The 18,248-nt window shown below is 73.1% G+C and carries 19 protein-coding genes; 4 read left to right on the forward strand and 15 right to left on the reverse strand.

Annotated features, from left to right (window positions below):
* Positions 1-93: 93 nt before the first annotated feature.
* Positions 94-717 (reverse strand): mycothiol-dependent nitroreductase Rv2466c family protein, encoded by a 624-nt coding sequence (locus ACWEVO_RS09220; protein WP_452307058.1) that lies wholly within the window; start codon positions 715-717, stop codon positions 94-96.
* A gap of 227 nt (positions 718-944) precedes the next feature.
* On the opposite strand from ACWEVO_RS09220, the gene pepN reads away from it, so the two are divergent.
* Positions 945-3,491, forward strand: a complete 2,547-nt coding sequence (pepN, locus tag ACWEVO_RS09225) for an aminopeptidase N (RefSeq protein ID WP_452307059.1) — start codon at positions 945-947, stop codon at positions 3,489-3,491.
* Positions 3,492-3,558: 67 nt separating this feature from the next.
* Here pepN and ACWEVO_RS09230 read toward each other — a convergent pair whose 3' ends face one another.
* The 14 genes from ACWEVO_RS09230 to ACWEVO_RS09295 all read right to left on the reverse strand — a co-directional run bounded on the left by ACWEVO_RS09230 (position 3,559) and on the right by ACWEVO_RS09295 (position 16,718).
* A complete protein-coding gene (locus tag ACWEVO_RS09230; protein WP_452307060.1) occupies positions 3,559-3,972 on the reverse strand; it encodes a DUF5130 family protein in 414 nt (137 codons plus the stop codon).
* On the reverse strand, positions 3,959-4,255 hold the full coding sequence (gene ctaJ / locus ACWEVO_RS09235) for an aa3-type cytochrome oxidase subunit CtaJ (protein ID WP_452307061.1): 297 nt from the start codon (positions 4,253-4,255) through the stop codon (positions 3,959-3,961). Before ctaJ ends, ACWEVO_RS09230 begins: the two co-directional genes overlap by 14 nt.
* A 77-nt stretch (positions 4,256-4,332) precedes the next feature.
* A complete protein-coding gene (locus ACWEVO_RS09240; RefSeq protein WP_452307062.1) occupies positions 4,333-5,796 on the reverse strand; it encodes an amidase in 1,464 nt (487 codons plus the stop codon).
* Positions 5,797-6,178: 382 nt separating this feature from the next.
* The gene (locus ACWEVO_RS09245; protein ID WP_452307063.1) at positions 6,179-7,180 is read right to left on the reverse strand and encodes an amidohydrolase family protein; all 1,002 of its coding nucleotides are present in this window, start codon (positions 7,178-7,180) and stop codon (positions 6,179-6,181) included.
* A complete protein-coding gene (locus ACWEVO_RS09250) occupies positions 7,180-7,704 on the reverse strand; it encodes a 3-hydroxyanthranilate 3,4-dioxygenase (protein ID WP_452307064.1) in 525 nt (174 codons plus the stop codon). Before ACWEVO_RS09250 ends, ACWEVO_RS09245 begins: the two co-directional genes overlap by 1 nt.
* The gene (locus ACWEVO_RS09255; RefSeq protein WP_452307065.1) at positions 7,701-8,123 is read right to left on the reverse strand and encodes a RidA family protein; all 423 of its coding nucleotides are present in this window, start codon (positions 8,121-8,123) and stop codon (positions 7,701-7,703) included. The genes ACWEVO_RS09250 and ACWEVO_RS09255 overlap by 4 nt, the downstream gene beginning before the upstream one ends.
* The gene (locus ACWEVO_RS09260; protein WP_452307066.1) at positions 8,120-8,893 is read right to left on the reverse strand and encodes a 2-keto-4-pentenoate hydratase; all 774 of its coding nucleotides are present in this window, start codon (positions 8,891-8,893) and stop codon (positions 8,120-8,122) included. Before ACWEVO_RS09260 ends, ACWEVO_RS09255 begins: the two co-directional genes overlap by 4 nt.
* Positions 8,890-9,945, reverse strand: a complete 1,056-nt coding sequence (dmpG, locus tag ACWEVO_RS09265) for a 4-hydroxy-2-oxovalerate aldolase (protein ID WP_452307067.1) — start codon at positions 9,943-9,945, stop codon at positions 8,890-8,892. The genes ACWEVO_RS09260 and dmpG overlap by 4 nt, the downstream gene beginning before the upstream one ends.
* Positions 9,942-10,871 (reverse strand): acetaldehyde dehydrogenase (acetylating), encoded by a 930-nt coding sequence (locus ACWEVO_RS09270; RefSeq protein WP_452307068.1) that lies wholly within the window; start codon positions 10,869-10,871, stop codon positions 9,942-9,944. Before ACWEVO_RS09270 ends, dmpG begins: the two co-directional genes overlap by 4 nt.
* A complete protein-coding gene (locus ACWEVO_RS09275; protein ID WP_452307069.1) occupies positions 10,868-11,662 on the reverse strand; it encodes a 2-keto-4-pentenoate hydratase in 795 nt (264 codons plus the stop codon). The genes ACWEVO_RS09270 and ACWEVO_RS09275 overlap by 4 nt, the downstream gene beginning before the upstream one ends.
* Positions 11,663-11,715: 53 nt before the next feature.
* On the reverse strand, positions 11,716-13,197 hold the full coding sequence (locus tag ACWEVO_RS09280) for a 2-hydroxymuconic semialdehyde dehydrogenase (protein WP_452307076.1): 1,482 nt from the start codon (positions 13,195-13,197) through the stop codon (positions 11,716-11,718).
* A 20-nt stretch (positions 13,198-13,217) separates the two neighbouring features.
* Positions 13,218-14,546, reverse strand: a complete 1,329-nt coding sequence (locus tag ACWEVO_RS09285; protein ID WP_452307070.1) for an FAD-dependent oxidoreductase — start codon at positions 14,544-14,546, stop codon at positions 13,218-13,220.
* Positions 14,543-15,820 (reverse strand): kynureninase, encoded by a 1,278-nt coding sequence (gene kynU, locus ACWEVO_RS09290; protein WP_452307071.1) that lies wholly within the window; start codon positions 15,818-15,820, stop codon positions 14,543-14,545. Before kynU ends, ACWEVO_RS09285 begins: the two co-directional genes overlap by 4 nt.
* Before the next feature lie 13 nt (positions 15,821-15,833).
* Positions 15,834-16,718, reverse strand: a complete 885-nt coding sequence (locus tag ACWEVO_RS09295) for a tryptophan 2,3-dioxygenase (protein WP_452307072.1) — start codon at positions 16,716-16,718, stop codon at positions 15,834-15,836.
* A gap of 141 nt (positions 16,719-16,859) precedes the next feature.
* Here ACWEVO_RS09295 and ACWEVO_RS09300 point away from each other — a divergent pair, with 141 nt between their 5' ends.
* The 3 genes from ACWEVO_RS09300 to ACWEVO_RS09310 all read left to right on the forward strand — a co-directional run.
* The gene (locus ACWEVO_RS09300) at positions 16,860-17,333 is read left to right on the forward strand and encodes an Lrp/AsnC family transcriptional regulator (RefSeq protein WP_452307073.1); all 474 of its coding nucleotides are present in this window, start codon (positions 16,860-16,862) and stop codon (positions 17,331-17,333) included.
* Positions 17,334-17,441: 108 nt separating this feature from the next.
* A complete protein-coding gene (locus ACWEVO_RS09305) occupies positions 17,442-17,954 on the forward strand; it encodes a hypothetical protein (protein ID WP_452307074.1) in 513 nt (170 codons plus the stop codon).
* A gap of 13 nt (positions 17,955-17,967) precedes the next feature.
* Positions 17,968-18,248 (forward strand): hypothetical protein (locus ACWEVO_RS09310; RefSeq protein ID WP_452307075.1); only part of this gene is annotated, 281 nt, incomplete at its 3' end.

Genomic DNA, 18,248 nt, shown 5'->3' on the forward strand with positions numbered 1-18,248 from the left:
GCCCGGGTCACGCCGGGCGGTGCGGGGTTCCGGGGTGTTAACAGGGGGCCCGTGCTCTACCGGAGACGTTAAGAAGGGGCCCTTCCTTGCACCTCAGTCGAAGACGGGGCCGAGCTCGCGGGTGCGCTTCAGCTCGTAGAAGCCGGGGGTGCCGGCGACCAGCAGGACGCCGTCCCAGAGCTTGCCGGCCGCCTCACCCTTGGGCGCCGGGGTGATCACCGGGCCGAAGAAGGCGACCTTGCCGCCGTCCGGGCCCGGGGCGTGGATCACCGGGGTGCCCACGTCGGTGCCGACCGGCCGCATGCCCGCCTCGTGGCTGGCCCGCAGCGCCTCGTCGTACTCGGTGGACTCGGCGGCGTCGGCCAGCGCCGGGTCCAGCCCGACGTCGGTCAGCGCGCCGACCAGCATGTCCCGGCCGAGTTCCTCCTTGCCCAGGTGGATCCGGGTGCCCATGGCGGTGTAGAGCTTCGCCAGGGTCTCCCCGCCGTGCGCCTGCTCCACGGCGATGCAGACGCGTACCGGGCCCCAGCCCTTGGTCATCAGGTCCTGGTACTGCTCCGGCAGGTCGCGCCCCTCGTTGAGCACGGAGAGGCTCATCACGTGGAAGCGGATCTCCACATCCCGGACCTGCTCGACCTCCAGCAGCCAACGGGAGGTGATCCACGCCCACGGGCACAGCGGGTCGAACCACATGTCCACGGCGACACGTTCGGTCACGGTGTCATCCCTTCACGACTTCCGCGCGCCGGAGTCCCGGCGCTTTCCCTACCGATCCTCACCCCGCGCGGGATCGACCGGTACCGGAATGAGAGCGTGACCTCGACCACCGCAGGGTGTCTGCGCATGGAAGACTCGGTTTCGGACCGGCCGTCACGAGCGGGCCGGCGAGGCCGGTGCCGCGGGGCGCGGCGAGAACAGTGGGATGGAGACGAACAGTGCCGGGAGTGCGCAACCTGACCCAGGTCGAGGCCACCGAGCGGGCCCGCCTGCTCGAGGTGACCGGGTACGACATCAGCCTTGACCTGTCCACCGCCGTGCAGGCCACCGGCCGCACGTTCCGCTCGGTGACCGAGGTCCGGTTCCGCTGTACCGAGCCGGGGGCCAGCACCTTCATCGAGGCGGCCGCCGAGTCGGTCCGCTCCGCCACGCTCAACGGCGTGCCGGTCGACCTGGCCGACTGGTCGGCCGAGAAGGGTCTCACCCTCACCGGCCTGGCCGCCGAGAACGTCCTCGCGGTGGACGCCGACTTCGCGTACTCGAACAGCGGGCAGGGCCTGCACCGCACGGTGGACCCGGTGGACGGGGAGACCTACCTGTACAGCCAGTTCGAGACGGCGGACGCGCAGCGGGTCTTCGCCTGCTTCGACCAGCCCGACCTGAAGAGCGTCTACACCTGGCGCGCCACCGTCGCCGACCACTGGCGGGTGGTGTCCAACATGCCGGTGGAGCGGGAGGAGCCGGCCGGCCAGGGGCTGAAGACCGTCCACTTCGCCGAGTCGGTGCGGATGAGCACCTACATCACCGCGCTCTGCGCGGGGCCGTACCACGAGGTGCGGGACAGCCACGACGGCATCGACCTGGGCGTGTACTGCCGGGCCTCGATGGCGCGGTACCTGGACTCGGACGACCTGTTCCTGATCACCAAGCAGGGCTTCGACTTCTTCCACGAGAAGTTCGGCGTGCGCTACCCGCTGCCCAAGTACGACCAGCTCTGGGTGCCGGACTTCAACGCCGGCGCGATGGAGAACTTCGGCTGCGTCACGCACGCCGAGTCGCACTACATCTTCCGCTCGCAGGTCACCGATTTCGAGTACGAGCAGCGCGCCAACACGATCCTGCACGAGCTGGCGCACATGTGGTTCGGCGACCTGGTCACCATGCGCTGGTGGAACGACCTGTGGCTGAACGAGTCGTTCGCCGAGTGGGCCAGCCACTGGTGCAACACCCACGCCACCCGGTTCCACGACGCCTGGACGACCTTCCTGTCCATCCGCAAGAACTGGGGCTACCGGCAGGACCAGCTATCCTCCACCCACCCGGTCTACTGCGAGATGCCGGACCTGGAGGCGGTCGAGGTCAACTTCGACGGCATCACGTACGCCAAGGGCGCCAGCGTGCTCAAGCAGCTCGTCGCGTACGTGGGCGAGGAGCCGTTCCTGGCCGGCCTGCGGGCGTACTTCGGCAAGCACGCCTGGGGCAACGCCACCTTCGACGACCTGCTCACCGAGCTGGAGACGGCCTCCGGCCGGGAGCTGCGCAAGTTCGCCGCGCAGTGGCTGGAGACCGCGCAGGTGAACACCCTGCGCCCCGAGGTCACCATCGGCGCCGACGGCAGCTACGAGCGGGTGGTGGTCCGGCAGGAGGCACCGGCGGGGCACCCGACGCTGCGCACCCACCGGATCGGGGTGGGCCTCTACGACCTGACCGACGGCCGGCTGGTCCGCCGGGAGGCGGTCGAGGTGGACGTGACCGGCGAGCTGACCGAGCTCTCCGCGCTACACGGCAAGCGGGCCGCCGACGTGCTGCTGCTCAACGACGAGGACCTCACGTACACCAAGCTGCGGCTGGACGAGCGGTCGATGGCGACCGTGGTTCAGCACATCGCCGGCTTCGACTCGTCGCTGGCCCGGGCGCTGTGCTGGACCGCCGCCTGGGACATGACCCGGGACGCCGAGCTGGCACCCCGGGACTACGTGGCCCTGGCGGCGGCCGGGCTGCCGGCGGAGACCGACATCAACCTGGTCACCGCCACCCTGCGGCAGGCGACCACCACGCTCACCTTCTACGTCGACCCGGCCTGGGCGCCGACCGGCTGGGCCGAGCTGTCCCGTACCGCCAAGGCCACCCTGGCCACCGCGGAGCCGGGCAGTGGCTTCCAGCTCGCCTGGGCCCGGGCGTACGTCTCGACGGCCCGGGCGGAGGAGGACCTGGCGGTTCTGCGCGGCTGGCTGGACGGCACCGGGGTGCCGGCGGGGCTGACTGTGGACACCGAGCTGCGCTGGGCGGTGCTCCAGTCCCTGGTGGCCAACGGCTCGGCCGGGCCGGCCGAGATCGAGGCGGAGCTGGCGGGCGACCGGACCGCCAGCGGCGAGCGGGAGGCCGCGTACGCGCACGCCCTGGTCCCCACCGCCGAGAACAAGGCGGCCGTGTGGGCGCAGCTCACCGGCCCGGAGGCGCTGCCGAACTGGCGCAACCGGGCGCTGCTGCAGGGCTTCACCCACCCGGCGCAGGTGGAGCTCACCGCGCCGTACCGGGAGCGGTACTTCGCCACCGTCGCGCAGGTCTGGGCGCAGCGGGACAGCGAGCCGGCGCAGGAGTTCGTCCAGCTCGCCTACCCGGCGTACCTGGTCGAGGAGGACACGGTGACGGCCACCGACGCCTGGCTGGCCCAGGAGGGCCACCCGGCGTCGCTGCGCCGGCTGGTGGCCGAGGGCCGCGACGGCGTGGTCCGCGCCCTCAAGGCGCGGGCCAGGGACGCCCGGAGCGCCTGAGCGAGGAGCACAAACGGAAGCCCGGCCCGCGGTACCGCGGGCCGGGCTTCGTCGTAGCGGGAAGGGCTCAGCCCTTGCCGGCGTGGCTGGCGAGCTGGTCGAGGCCCTGGATGATGCCGCCGGCCAGGTCGCCGCCGCCGAAGGACGCCACCATGGAGAGCGCGGCGAGCTTCGCGTACGTGTCCGGGATGCGCTTGCGGGCGTACTTGCCGGTGACGATCTCCAGCTGCCGCTGGTTGGGCGACACGGCGATCAGCACGGACTTGTCCGGCTCGGCGAGCTGCCGGTGCAGCCGCTGGGCGTGCTCCCGGATCGGCTCGTCGAGGCCGCCGACGTAGACCGAGAAGACGAGGCCGGTCCCCTGGTCGGCCAGGCGGAGCGCCTCGTCGATGCGGAGCAGCTGACGGGTCGAGAAGGGCCCGTCGAGCACCTGCGGCGGGGGGACGGTCCCCGTCGTGGCGTGCTTCTCACCAACGGTCACTTGCGCCTCCGGTTCCACCGGCCGGTGCCTCCCGGCCGGCCTGCTCCTGCTTGCGGCTGGTCAGCGCCGGCGCCTGCGCCCCGGCGGCCAGTGCGGTGCCGGCCGAGTCGGCCAGCTGCTCCGGACGGCCCAGGAACCAGACCGGAGTGAAGTCGAAGGGTCGGCCCGGCCGGTAGCGCTTCGCACCGCCACCGCCGCCGCTCCCGCTGCGGCCACGACTGCCGGCGTACGCCAGGCCGGCGATCACCAGCACCGCGACCGCCGGGACGCCGACGTAGAGCAACAACGTGTCGGTAACAGACAATCCCAACGCCCCCAGGCGGAAAGAGAGACCAGGAATCTTCCGGGTCGGGTCGACGATCATTCCGACGGGTGCCCGACCTCGCTTGTGCTGTTCACGTTAGCGGAGTCGACCGCCCGCCAGATTGCGGGGTGCTGATCCCATCCGCCACAGCCGTGCTCCAGTTGCGCGGCAGTGGCTATCAATGTCGCGTCGTCCCCGTACCGGCCGGTCAGCAGCACCCCGACGGGCATTCCGTCGCCGGTCCGGCCGAGCGGCAGGGAAACGGACGGGTCGCCGGTGACGTTGAAGATGGCGCAGTACGGCGAGAACCGGCGCTGCCGGTCGAAATCGTCCGCCGGATCCAGGGCGGCGAACGCGCCGACCGGCGCCTGCGGCGCGGCCAGCGTCGGGCAGAGCAACAGGTCGCACCCGGCGGTCCGGCGTACGCCGAGGCGCACCTGCGCCTGGAGTTCGCCGAGCGCGGCCATCAGCGCCCCGGCGCCGACGGCTGCGCCCCGCTCGCGCAGGAACCGGGTCAGCGGCAGCAGCGCGCTCTCCCGCTCGGGGGGCACCGGGGAGAGCGCCAGCACGTACCAGACGGTCTCGAACAGCGGCCACGCCGTGGGGCCGAGCGGCGGGGGAACCTCGACCACCTCGTGGCCGGCCGCGGTGAGCAGTTCGGCGGCCCGGTCGACGGCGGCCACGCAGTCCGGGTGGACGGGCTCGTCGGCGAGCATGGGGGTGGTGAAGCGGCCGACGCGCAACCGGCGCGGGGCCGCCCCGCGGGCCGCGCCCAGGTAGCCGCCGACGGGGGTGACCGGGGCCAGGTACGGCTCCCCGGGCACCGGGGCTGCCAGCACGTCGAGCAGCGCGGCCACGTCGGTCACCGTCCGGCCGAGCGGCCCGTTGATGGGCAGTCCGAACGCCCCGAAGCCGAGCGGGCCGCCGGACACCAGACCCCTGCTCGGCTTGTAGCCGACCAGGCCGCACAGGGCGGCCGGGATACGCAGCGAGCCGCCGCCGTCGGAGCCCTGCGCCACCGGCACCAGCCCGGCCGCCACCGCGGCCGCCGCGCCGCCGCTGGACCCGCCCGCCGTGTACGCGAGGCCCCACGGGTTGCGCGCCGGGGGCGCGACCCGGCCCTCGGAGTAGAGCGAGCAGCCCAGCTCGGAGGTGGTGGTCTTGCCGAGGCTGACCAGGCCGGCGGCGGCGATGAACCGGACCACGTCGGCGTCGACCGGCGGCACGAAGTCGGCGAAGGCGGCGGAGCCGAAGGTGGTGCGCACCCCGGCGGTGAGCGTCAGGTCCTTGATGGCCGTCGGTACGCCGTGCAGCGGCCCGCGCTCGTCCGCGGGCACCGCGTCGGCGGCCCGCGCCGCCGCCCGGGCCCGGTCCGGGGTGACCGTGACGAACGCGCCGACCGTGTCGCCGAGCGCGTCCACCCGGCGCAGGTGGTGCTCGACCAGCTCCACGCTGGACAGCTCGCCCCGGCGGATCGCGGCGGCCTGCTCCAGCGCGCTCAGGTCGTGCGGCTCGGCCATGCCTCCATCCTGCCCGGACGCTCCACCGGACGCACCTCTCACGCGCCGGCCCGGCTGCCGCCCTTCCGCCCGCCGCTCTGCCGCCGCCGCGCCTCCTCGGGGCCGCCGCGCCGCCTCGTGGCCGCCCGTCTCCTCGGGGCCGCCCCGTCTCCTCGGGGCCGCCGGGGCGAGACGCGCCGCCGTGCCTCCTCCGGCCGCCGGGGTGCGGACCTCTCGCTCCCTTTGCTCTGCTTCAGCCCACGCAACACGGGACCGCTCCCAGTGTTGCGCCCGTTGAAGCAGAGCAAAGGCGGCGCCGGGGTGATGCCGAGGTCGGCGCGCGGGTTGGTGTCAGGGCCGGCGCCCCACCGGCGCCGGCCGCGGCGGCGGGCCGAGGAGTCGGTCAGCCGTACAGGAAGCGGAGGGCGTTGCCGCCGAGGAGCTTGCCGCGCTGGTCGGGGGTGAGGAAGTCGGCCTTGCGGACCACCTGCCCGACCGGCCGCTCCCCCAGCGGGTACGGGTAGTCGCTGCCGACCAGCACCCGGTCCTCGCCCATGGTGTCGACCAGCAGCCGGAGCGCGGCCGGGTCGAAGACCACCGAGTCGACATGGAACCGGTCGACGTAGGCGCTGGGCGGCGCGGTGGAGGCGCCGCGGACCAGGTCGCCCCGGCGGTGCCAGGCGTTGTCGGCGCGCCCCAGCCAGAACGGGAAGCTGCCGCCGCCGTGCGCGAAGCAGATCCGCAGCGTCTCCGGCACCCGGTCGAACACCCCGCCGAGGATGAGCGCCAGCACCGACAGGTGCGTCTCGGCGGGCATGCCGGTCAGCCAGCGGGCCATCCAGCGGTCCAGCCGGGGCCCGCCCGGCATGTCCCAGGGGTGCACGAAGACCGGCGCGCCCACCCGCGCGCAGTGGTCCAGGAACTGCACGATGCCGGCGTCGTCGAGGTCGCGGTCACCCACGTGGTTGCCGATCTCCACGCCGACGTGGCCAGCGGCCAGGCAGCGGTCCAGCTCGGCGCAGGCGGCGTCCGGGTCCTGCAACGGCACCTGGCAGAACGGCACCAGCCGGTCGCCCCCCGGGGCGGTGACCTCCAACGTGAGGTCGTTGAAGATGCGCGCCACCTTGACCGCCTGGTCGGCGGGGCGGTCGTAGCTGAAGAAGACCGGGGTGGGCGAGACGACCTGGACGTCGACGCCGTCGGCGGCCATGTCGCCGAGCCGCGTCTCCGCGTCCCAGCACTCCGCGCCGACCGGCCGGAACTCCGTCTCCCCCACCATGATCATGGCGGCGCGCTCGGAGTCCACCCGCAGCCAGGGCCAGCCGGACCCCCCGCACGCCGCGGCGAGGTCCGGCCACCCCTTCGGTACGACGTGCGTGTGCACGTCCACGACGGGCCCGGGCATCAGCCCTTGCCCGGGTGCAGTGCGCCGCAGTTGGTGCAGGTACGGGCCTTCTCGTCGGCGTAGAACGCCTGGAACACCGGCGGCAGGTCGGCCGCGATGTCCCGGACCTGGAGCTCCACCTCGTGCACCTTGTGGCTGCACTCCGGGCAGTACCACTGGAACTTCTCCAGCGTGCCCTCCTCGCGGACCCGCTCGATCACCATGCCGATCGAGCCCGCCTCGGGGCGCTGCGGCGAGTGCGGCGTGTTGCGCGGCAGCATCCACATCTGGCCCTCGCGCACGTGCACCGTACGCGGCCCCTCGGGCAGCATCAGGTTGATGTGCATGTTGCCCTTGACCTGGTAGAAGAACTCCTCGTACGGATCGACGTGGAAGTCGGTGCGCTGGTTCGGGCCGCCGACCACCATGACGATGAAGTCGTCACTGCCCGGCAGCATCTCCTTGTTGCCCACCGGCGGCTTGAGCAGGTGCTGGTTCTCCCCGATCCAGCCGGAGAAGCTGAACGGCTCGGCGATCTCACTCATGACGGACCTCCCGACGGAAGTAGGGCCACGGCCTGCATCTCGATCAGCAGGTGCGGGTGCGGGAGCTGGTGCACGGCCACCGTGGTCCGGGTCGGCCCGGTGGCGTCGAAGAACTCCGCCCACACCTCGTTGTAGCCACCGAAGTCGTTCATGTTGACCAGGTAGCTGGTGACCTGCACCAGGTCGGTCAGGTCCGCCCCGACCGACGCCAACAGGTCACCGATGTTCTCGATCACGGCCCGGGTCTGCGCCCGGATGTCCAGACTGGTCGTGCCGAACTCGTCCACCTCGACACCGGCGAAGGTGTTGTCCGGCCGCCGTGACGACGTACCGGAGACGAAGACGAACCCGCCCGCCACCTTGACGTGCGGGAAGGCGCCCCGCGGCACGGCCTTGCCCGCCACCACCCGGGCGGTCACGCCGCCGCCTTCAGCGACACGGTGCCCAGCTTCTCCACCACGGCGCGGACGTGCGCGCCGGGACGCAACGGCACGGCGGCGGTGGCCGCCCCGGCGAGGAAGACCCAACCCTCGCGCAGCCGGACACCGTGCCGGCCGGCCAGCCGGATGCCCTCGTCCAGCGCACGGCGCGGGTCGCCGAGGATCGCCGCGGTCGAGCCGACCTGGGCCACCCGGCCGTCGATCTCCAGCAGCACGCCGAGGTTGTCCAGGCCGTCGGGCACGGCCGACCACGGTCCGACGGCGAACGCCGCCGCGGAGGTGTTGTCGGCGATGACGTCCGGCAGGGAGAAGGTGAAGTTGGCGTACCGGGAGTCGATCAGCTCGATCGCCGGGGCGACCGCCCGGACCGCGTCGGTGAACGCGCCGACCGGCTCGCCGGGCTCGGGAAGCCGGTCGAGCAGGAACGCCACCTCCGGCTCGACCCGGGGATGGATGAAGTCGCCGACCTCGACGCTGCCACCGTCGGGCACCCGCATCACGTCGGTGAGCCGGCCCCAGATCACCTCGTCCACCCCGACCTGGGCCATCTTCGCCTTGCTGGTCAGCCCCATCTTCAGCCCGACCAGCCGCTCACCCCGGTCGAGGCGGCGCTGCACCAGCGCGGTCTGCACCGCGTACGCGCCGTCGACGTCGAGGCCGGTCTCGGCGGCGAGCTGCGGGATCGCGGTGGCGGTGTCGGCCGCCGCGCCCAGCTTCTCGGCGATGCCCGCGATGTCCGGTCCGATCATGAGTGCTCCTTGCCGGCCAGGTCGAGTGCCACGTCCACGATCATGTCCTCCTGGCCGCCGACCATCCGGCGCCGGCCCAGCTCCACCAGGATCGAGCGGACGTCCACGCCGTACTTCGCCGAGGCGCGTTCGGCGTGCCGCAGGAAGCTGGAGTACACGCCCGCGTACCCGAGGGAGAGCGTCTCCCGGTCCACCTGGACCGGCCGGTCCTGCAACGGGCGGACGATGTCGTCGGCCGCGTCCATCAGCGCGAACACGTCGCAGCCGTGCTTCCAGCCGTGCAGCTCGGCGACCGCCACGAAGACCTCCAGCGGCGCGTTGCCGGCCCCGGCGCCCATGCCGGCCAGCGAGGCGTCCACCCGGACGGTCCGGCCGGACGGGGAGCCCAGCGGCCCGGCGCCGAGGATCCGGCCGTGCTCGACCGCCACCACGCTGTTGGCCACGCCGAGCGAGAGGTTGTGGTGGGCGTGGATGCCGATCTGCGTCTCCGGTTCGAGCACCTGCCGGTACGCGTCGACCCGCTCCGCCACGTCGGACATCAGCAACCGCCCGCCGGAGTCGGTGACGTAGACGCAGTGCGCGCCGTACGACTCCATCAGCTTGGCCTGGGCGGCCAACCCGGCGGGGTCGTTCATGTGCGACATCATCAGGAACCCGGAGACGTCCATGCCGTTCTCCCGGGCCCAGGAGATGTGCTGGGCGGAGATGTCCGCCTCGGTGCAGTGGGTGGCGATCCGCACGCTGGTCACCCCGAGCGCCTTCGCCGCCTTGAGGTCGGCGATGGTGCCGATGCCGGGCAGCAGCAGGGTGGTGAGTCGCGCGGTGGTCAGCACCTCGGCGGCGGCGGAGATCCAGTCGGCGTCGGCGGCCGCGCCGTGGCCGTAGTTGACGCTGGAGCCGGCCAGGCCGTCGCCGTGCGCCACCTCGATCGCGGCCACCCCGGCGGCGTCCAGCGCGGCGGCGATGGTCCGCACCTGGTCCACCGTGTACCGGTGGGCGATGGCGTGCATGCCGTCGCGCAGCGTCACGTCCTGGATGTACAGGTCGGTCATGCCGGCACCCCCTTCCGCAACGCCACCAGCCGCTCCGCGGTGCGCAGCGCGGCCGAGGTCATGATGTCCAGGTTCCCGGCGTACGCGGGCAGGTAGTGCCCGGCGCCGGAGACCTCCAGGAAGACCGAGACCTGGAGCCCGGTGAACGGCCGCCCCAGCGCCGGCACGTACGCCTCCACCCGGTCGAACTGCATGTCCTGCTTGAGCCGGTAGCCCGGGACGTACTCCTGCACGGCGGCGACCATGTCGGCCACCGAGGCGGCGATCGCCCCGCGGTCCGCGTCGGCGTCCGGGCAGAGGCAGTAGACGGTGTCCCGCATCAGCAGCGGCGGGTCGGCCGGGTTCAGCACGATGATGGCCTTGCCGCGCCCGGCGCCGCCGACCACCTCGATCGCCCGGGCCGTGGTCTCGGTGAACTCGTCGATGTTGGCCCGGGTGCCCGGCCCCGCCGACTTCGAGGCGATCGACGCGACGATCTCCCCGTACGCGACCGGGGTGACCCGGCCGACGGCGTGCACGATCGGCACGGTGGCCTGCCCGCCGCAGGTGACCATGTTGACGTTCGGCTGGTGCAGGTGCTCGTCCAGGTTGACCGGGGGCACCACGTACGGGCCGATGGCGGCCGGGGTCAGGTCGACCACGGTCCGGCCGTGCGCCCGCAGCACCTCGTCGTGCCGCCGGTGCGCGCCGGCCGAGGTGGCGTCGAAGACCAGCTCGACGTCGGCGAACTCCGGCATGGCGACCAGCCCGTCCACGCCCTCGGCGGTGGTCGCCACGCCGAGCCGGCGGGCCCGCGCCAGGCCGTCCGACGCCGGGTCGATGCCGGCCATCGCCACCATGCGCAGGCCGTCGCTCAGCCGCAGCACCTTGATCATCAGGTCGGTGCCGATGTTGCCCGACCCGAGCACCGCCACGCCGACGGTCATGAGGCCTCCTTGGAGAAACAGGTCCGTACCGAGCCGAGCCCGGAGATCCGCGCCTCGTACGCCGCGCCCGCGGTGACCGGCACCATCGGGCCGAGGGCCCCGGAGAGCACCACGTCGCCGGCGCGCAGCGGGTCGCCGGCGCGGGCCATGGTCCCGGCCAGCCACTCCAGCGCGTGCAGGGGATTGCCGAGGCAGGCGGCCCCGGCCCCGACCGAGACCGGTTCCCCGGCGTGTTCGAGGACCATCCCGCAGAGCCGCAGGTCGACGTCGGCGAGCCGGCGCGGCGCGGTGCCGAGCACGAAGAGCCCGCTGGACGCGTTGTCCGCCACGGTGTCCACGATGGAGATGTCCCAGCCGGCGATCCGCGAGTCGACGATCTCGATGGCCGGCAGCACGTGGTCCACCGCCCGGATCAGGTCCACGCTGGTCACCCGCTCGTCGGGCAGGTCGGCGCCGAGCACGAAGGCGATCTCCGCCTCCACCCGGGGCTGGAGCAGCCGCCCCATCGGCACCTCGACGCCGTCGCCGACCGCCATGTCGTCGAAGAGCACCCCGAAGTCGGGCTGGAAGACGCCGAAGTTCTCCTGCACCGCGCGGGAGGTGAGACCGATCTTCGCGCCCACCCGGCGGTGACCCTTGCCGAGCCGCTGCCGGGTGTAGACCTGCTGCACCTGGTACGCGGCCTCGATGTCGCCCTCCGGCAGCAGCCGGCCGCGCAGCGGCGGGCAGGGTTTCTCGTCCTGCCGGGCGACGGCCAGTTCCCGGTTGGCGGCCTCGATGTCGACGGTCATGCCGGCTCCTCGCTTCGCTCGCTGACGCCGTGCATTCTGCCCCGGGCGCGCACTCATGCGAGGTCCACGCAGACGTTGGTGAGCTCCGAGTAGAACTCGAGCGAGTGCACGCCGCCCTCCCGGCCGATGCCGGACGCCTTCACCCCACCGAACGGGGTGCGCAGGTCACGCAGGAACCAGGTGTTGACCCAGACGATGCCGGCGTCCAGCCGGGACCCGGCCCGGTGCGCCCGGCCCACGTCCCGGGTCCAGACCGTCGCGGCCAGGCCGTAGTCGGTGCCGTTGGCCAGGGCGTACGCCTCGTCCTCGTGGTCGAACGGGGCGACGTGGACCACCGGGCCGAAGATCTCCTCCCGGTTGGTGCGGGCGTCCGGGCCGAGCCCGGTCAGCACGGTCGGCTGCACGTACGCGCCGCCGTCGCGGGCGTCGCCGAAGCGTGGCACGCCGCCCCCGGCCCGCACCTCGGCGCCCTCGGCGCGGGCCAGCTCGTAGTGGCCGAGCACCTTGTCCCGGTGGGTGTGCGAGATCAGCGGCATGTTCACCGTGGCCTCGTCGGCCGGCCAGCCGTACGCCAGTTCGTCGGCGCGCTTGGCCAACCGGGCGGTGAACTCCTCGAACACCGGCCGCTGCACATAGATCCGTTCGGTGCAGAGGCAGACCTGGCCGCCGTTGGTGAAGCTGGAGCGGACCGAGCCGGCCACCGCCGCGTCCAGGTCGGCGTCGGCGAAGACCAGGCCGGCGTTCTTGCCGCCCAGCTCGAACGAGACCGCCTTCACCCCGTCCGCCGCGGCCCGCATGATGGCGCTGCCGGTGGCCGACTCACCGGTGAAGGTGATCGCGTCGACGCCGGGGTGCCGGGTGAGGAACTCGCCGGCCGAGCCGGGGCCGAAGCCGTGCACCAGGTTGAACACCCCGTCCGGCACGCCCGCGGCGGCCATCACCTCGGCGAGCAGGGTCGCCGAGGCGGGGGTCTCCTCGCTGGGCTTCACGATCACCGCGTTGCCGCACGCCAGGGCGGGCGCGACCTTCCAGGTGAGCAGCAGCAGCGGCAGGTTCCAGGGCACGATCACCGCGACCACGCCGACCGGCTTGCGGACCGCGTAGTTCAGCGCCCGACCGCCGGTCGGGGTGACCGTGGTGAACGACTCGGTGGGCGCGGTCGCCACGATCTCGGCGAACGCCCGGAAGTTGGCCGCGCCGCGCGGGATGTCCAGCGTACGGGCCTGGGAGATGGACTTGCCGGTGTCGGCGACCTCCGCGGCGACCAGGTCGTCGAAGCGCCGCTCCAGCTCGTCGGCGACCCGGCGCAGCACCTCGGCGCGCTCCCGCTCCCCCATCCGGCCCCACGGCCCGCGCAGCGCCGCCCGAGCGGCGGTCACCGCGTCGTCCACCACCGACGAGGACGCCTCGACCACCTCGAAGACGGGTTCGCCGGTGACCGGGCTGCGCTTGGTGAACCGGGTGCCGGTGTCCACGAAGGAGCCGCCGACGAAGTTGCGCAGCAGGCCGGGGCCGTCCGGCGCGTGCCCGGCCATCAGCCGGGGATCCCAAAGCGTCATCGCCGCCGCCCCAGCGCCGTGCCGATCCCGCCGGCCAGCAGCGCCAGCGCCCCCGCCGCGACCGCGCCGACCGCGGCGTACTGCCGGCGCACCCGGCGGCGCACCTCCGCGTACGGGGTGGTGGAGAACGAGACCAGCTCGTACTGCGACACGTACCGGCCGGGCAGCGCCCGCTCCAGCGCGTGCTCGACCTTCTTGCGGGTCTGGAACACCGGGGAGGCGACCTTGTCCCGCATCTCCACGAAGTTGGTCAGCGCCATCTGGGCGATCGCCTCGGCGTTGGCCTGCCGGCGGTGCTGGAACAGCGGCAGCGCCGAGGCCCAGTGGTCGGCGCACTCGTCCAGGCAACGGTCCAGCTCCACCACGTCCTCGAACGCGCAGTTCGCGCCCTGGCCGTAGAACGGCACGATGGCGTGCGCCGCGTCGCCGATCAGGCCCACCTTCCCGTCCACCTGCCACGGGGTGCAGCGGACCGTGCCGAGCACCCCGACCGGGTTGTGCTGGTAGTCGTCGACCAGGTTCGGCGCGAGCGGGATCAGGTCCGGGTAGTGGGTGGTGAAGTGCCGCTCGATCGCGGCCGGGCTGCCCAGCGAGGCGAAGCTCTGCGTGCCGTGGGTGGGCCAGAAGAGGGTGCAGGTGAAGGAGCGGTCCGGGTTGGGCAGCGCGATCATCATCGAGGTGCCGCGTGGCCAGATGTGCAGCGCGCCCGGGTCGAGGGCGAACTCGCCGCCGATCGGCGGGATGGTGAGTTCCTTGTAGCCGTAGTCGAGGAAGTCGAGGCTCTCGGTCAGCACCCCGTACGCCAGGAGCTGCCCGCGCACGGCGGAGCCGGCGCCGTCGGCGCCGAGGACGACCGACGCGGTCTCGGTGACCTTGCCCTGCGGGGTCTCGAAGGTCATCTCGCCGCTGGTCGGGTCGAGCCCGACCAGCCGGTGGTCGAAGGCGATCCGCACGCCCGGTAGCGCGGCGGCGGCGGTCAGCAGGGCGTTGTTCAGCGCGCCCCGGCTGATCGAGTTGATCGCCCGGTCGCCCGAGACGCTGTACGACTGGAACTGCGGCTCGCCCTCCACCGGGTGGATCATCCGGCCCCGCATCGGCAGCGCGTCGGCCATCACCTGCCGGTCCAGCCCGATCCGGCGCAACGCGTCGAGGCCGCGCTCGGAGAGCGCCAGGTTGATCGAGCGGCCCCGCTCGACCCGGCCGGTGCGCGGGTCGGGCCGCCGCTCGTAGAGGGCGACCGGGTAGCCGCGCCGGGCCAGGAAGCAGGCCAGCAGGCAGCCGGCCAGCCCGGCCCCGACGACGGCGATCTCCTCGCGTTCCGTCATTGGCCCTCCTCCGAAACGGTCGCGGCCAGCGCGTCGGCGACCCGCCAGCAGTCGTGGTACGTCGAGTAGAGCGGCACCGGGGCGAACCGGACGATGTCGGGTTCGCGGGCGTCGGCGATCACGCCGTGCTCGTGCCGCAGCCGCTTGGTCAGCTCGTTCGCGCTGCCCACCCCGATCCGCACGGAGAGCTGGCAGCCCCGGCGGGCCGGGTCGCGCGGGGTGACCACGGTCAGCGGCCGGTCGGCGGTCACCTCGTCGAGCAGCCGCTCCAGGTAGCCGGTGAGCCGGAGGCTGCGCTCCCGCAGCGCCGGCATGCCGACGGAGTCGAAGAGCTCCAGCGAGGTCCGCACCGGCCCCATCGCGAAGATCGGCGGGTTGGAGATCTGCCACGCCTCGGCGGTGGCCGGCGGCCGGGAGACCGGGGTCATCTCGAACCGGGTGGCCGCCTCGGTGCTCCACCAGCCCTCGAAGCGGGGCAGCGCCGGGTCGCCGAGGTGCCGCTGGTGGACGAAGACCCCGGCCAGGGCGCCCGGCCCCGAGTTCAGGTACTTGTACGAGCACCAGGCGGCGAAGTCGACGTCCCAGTCGTGCAGGGCGAGGGGAACGTTGCCGACCGCGTGCGCCAGGTCCCAGCCGACCACCGCACCGGCGGCCCGGCCGGCGGCCGTGATCGCCGGGATGTCCATCAGCTCGCCGGTCAGGTAGTTGACCCCGCCGAGCAGGACCAGCGCGATGCTCTCCCCCTCGGTGGCGAGGAGGTGCAGGACGTCCTCGGTGCGCAGGGTGTCCTCGCCGGGGCGCGGCCGCAGCCGGACCACGGTGGCGTCGGGGTCCAGGCCGTGGAAGCGGGCCTGGCTGCGCACCGCGTAGCTGTCCGACGGGAAGGCGCTGTCCTCGATGACGATCCGGGTCCGCTCTCCCGCCGGCCGGTAGAAGCTCACCATCAGCAGGTGCAGGTTGACCGTGAGGGAGTTCATCACCACGGTCTCTGCGGGGAGCGCGCCGACCAGCCGCGCGGCCGGCGCGGTCAGCAGTTCGTGGTACGGCAGCCAGGGCCGCTCCGCCTCCAGGTGCCCCTCCACCCCCAACCGGCGCCAGGCGTCCAGGTCGGCGAGGAGTTCGTCCCGGGTGGCCCGGGGTTGCAGGCCCAGCGAGTTGCCCGCCAGGTACGCCACCTCGGGGTAACGCCCGCCCTCGGCCGGCGGCACGTGGAACAGCTGCCGGTGCCCGGGGTCGGCGGCGTCGAGCTTGCGGGCTTCTTCTTCGGTGTGCATGTTTCCTTCCGGGTCACATCGCGGTCCGGGCGGACCACAGCTCGGGGAAGACCACCCGGGCCATGCTGCGTTGCAGCCAGGCCAGCCCGGCGGAACCGCCGCTGCCGACCTTGGCGCCCATGGTCCGCTGCACCGCCTTGATGTGGTGCCAGCGCCAGTCGCCGAACCGCTCGGCCACCTCGGTCAACGCGTCACCCAGCAGCCGCAGGTGGTTCTCCGGGCCGCCGTCGGCGTAGATCCGCACCCAGGCCGCCTCGACCGCGGCGTGCGGCTCGTGCTCGGTCGCCACATCCCGGTCCAGCAGCTCGGCTGGGAGGTCGAAGCCGCGCCGGGCGAGCAGGGCGACCACGTCGTCCCAGAGGCTCGGCGCGTCGAGGGCGGCGGTCAGCTCGGCGTACACCTCGGTCTGCCGGCGGAACGGGCGGATCAGCGCCGGGTCGCGGAGGCCGAGCAGGAACTCCAGGTGGCGGTACATCGCGGACTGGAAGCCGGAGCCCTCGCCGAGGCGGTCCCGGAACCGGTTGAAGTCCGCCGGGGTCATCCAGCGCAGCCCCTGCCAGGCGGCGTTGAGCCCGTCCAAATGCAGGGCGGCGCGGCGCAGCGGGGGCAGGGCGTCCCAGATCCGGTTGGCCCGCAGCTCCCGCTGGGCGTGCCGCAGCTCGTGGCAGGTCAGCCCGAAGTACAGCTCCATGATCTGGCTGACCATCAGGAAGGACATCTCGCCGGGGTCGTCGCTGAGCGGCTGCTGCAGGCTGTGCAGCGTGCTCGCCCGCACGTACGCGTCGTAGGGCACCCGGTCGGCGAACTCCAGCGTCGGGTCGCCGCCGTTGCGCGCCGCCCGGGCCGCCCGCTGCTGCGCGGTGGCGGGGCGTACCGCCGTGGTCTGTTCCACCGTCATCTCCTCCGTACGCCGGGGTAGACGACATGATGCCGCCGGTGGATCCGCAGATGGAATGCCTCTTCAACGGCGCTACGGTGGTGTCACCTGCCGCTCCGAAGGCTTATCCGGCACTCGACTTCACGGAAGAAAGGTCACCGCGTGGACGACATGGACTGGGCGCTCCTGCGCGAACTCCAGGCCGACGCCCGGCTCTCGTACAGCGAGCTGTCCCGCCGGGTGCATTTGTCGCCGCCCGCGGTCGCCGAGCGGGTCCGCCGGCTGGAGGAATCCGGGGTGATCACCGGCTACCACGCGCATGTGGACCTGACCCGGGCCGGGCGGAGCGTGCTCGCGCTGATCCGGATGTCCTGCTACGGCTCGCGCTGCATCCTCAACGATCCGGAGGTGGCGGGCTGGCCGGAGATCATGGAGATCCACCGGATCACCGGGGACGCGTGCAGCATGCTCAAGGTGGCGGCCGGCTCGATGGGCGAGTTCGAGCAGGTCATCGACCGGCTCGCCCCGTACGGCCAGCCGTCCAGCACGATGGTCCTCTCCACCCCGCTGGACTGGCACCCGGTCACGCCGCTCCCGCCCGCCGCCGGTGCGGCGAAAGGAAGGGCCCCCCGTTAACGCCTGACGTAGCGCAGGGGCCCCCTGTTAACACCCGGCCCCACCGGGAACCCAGCCGCCACTGCCCGTCAGCAGGATTCCGGTGCGCCGCACCGGAAGGGGGGAATCATGCGAGGGCTCATGGCACATCGCGCCCGGTCGGCCGTCCTGAGCGTGCTCGGACTGGTCGCGGCGTTCATCCTGCTCACCGCCGGCCCGGCCCGCGCCGGGCAGAACGTCTTCGTCGAGGTGACGCCCAATCCGGCGCAGGCCGGCACGCGGGTGAGCATCCGGGCCAACTGCGACAACGCGAACAACCGGCAGGCCGAGGTGAACTCGGACGCCTTCGGGCGCGTCATGCTCCGCCCGGACAACGGCTTCCTCACCGGGGCGGTGACCATTCCGGGCAACAAGCCGGCCGGCGACTTCCCGGTCGACCTGCGCTGCTCGAACGGGAACACCGCCTCGACCACGCTCACCGTGCTCAACATGGCCTCGCCCAGCAAGGGCCCGGCCACCGGCGGCGGTGGCACCGCGGGTGACGGCCGGGGCACCGGCTCGCTGCTGCTGGTCGGCGGGCTCGTCGCGGTGGCGGTGGTGGCCGGCGTCGGTGCCCGTCGCAGGACCGGATCGCGCTTCTGACGAGGTGCGGCCGATGGCCCGCCACGTGACCCGAGCCGGACGGCACCCGGAGGACCCGGTGACCCGTATCCACGGGGACGGTCGCACCGCCCAACTCCAGCGGGACGAGCGGACCGTGCACCAGCGCCGGCCACCCCGCCAGGTCCGGGGAACGCGGATCCACGGCGACGGCCGGGCCAGCCGGATCCAGCACGACGGCCGGACCAGCCGGATCCCGCCCGACGGCCGCCCGCCCCGGCTCCGCCGGGAGGACCCGGCTCCCCGGATCCAAGGGGACGGCCGGGCCGCCCGCCG

The sequence above is a fragment of the Micromonospora sp. NPDC003776 genome, from assembly GCF_053605645.1.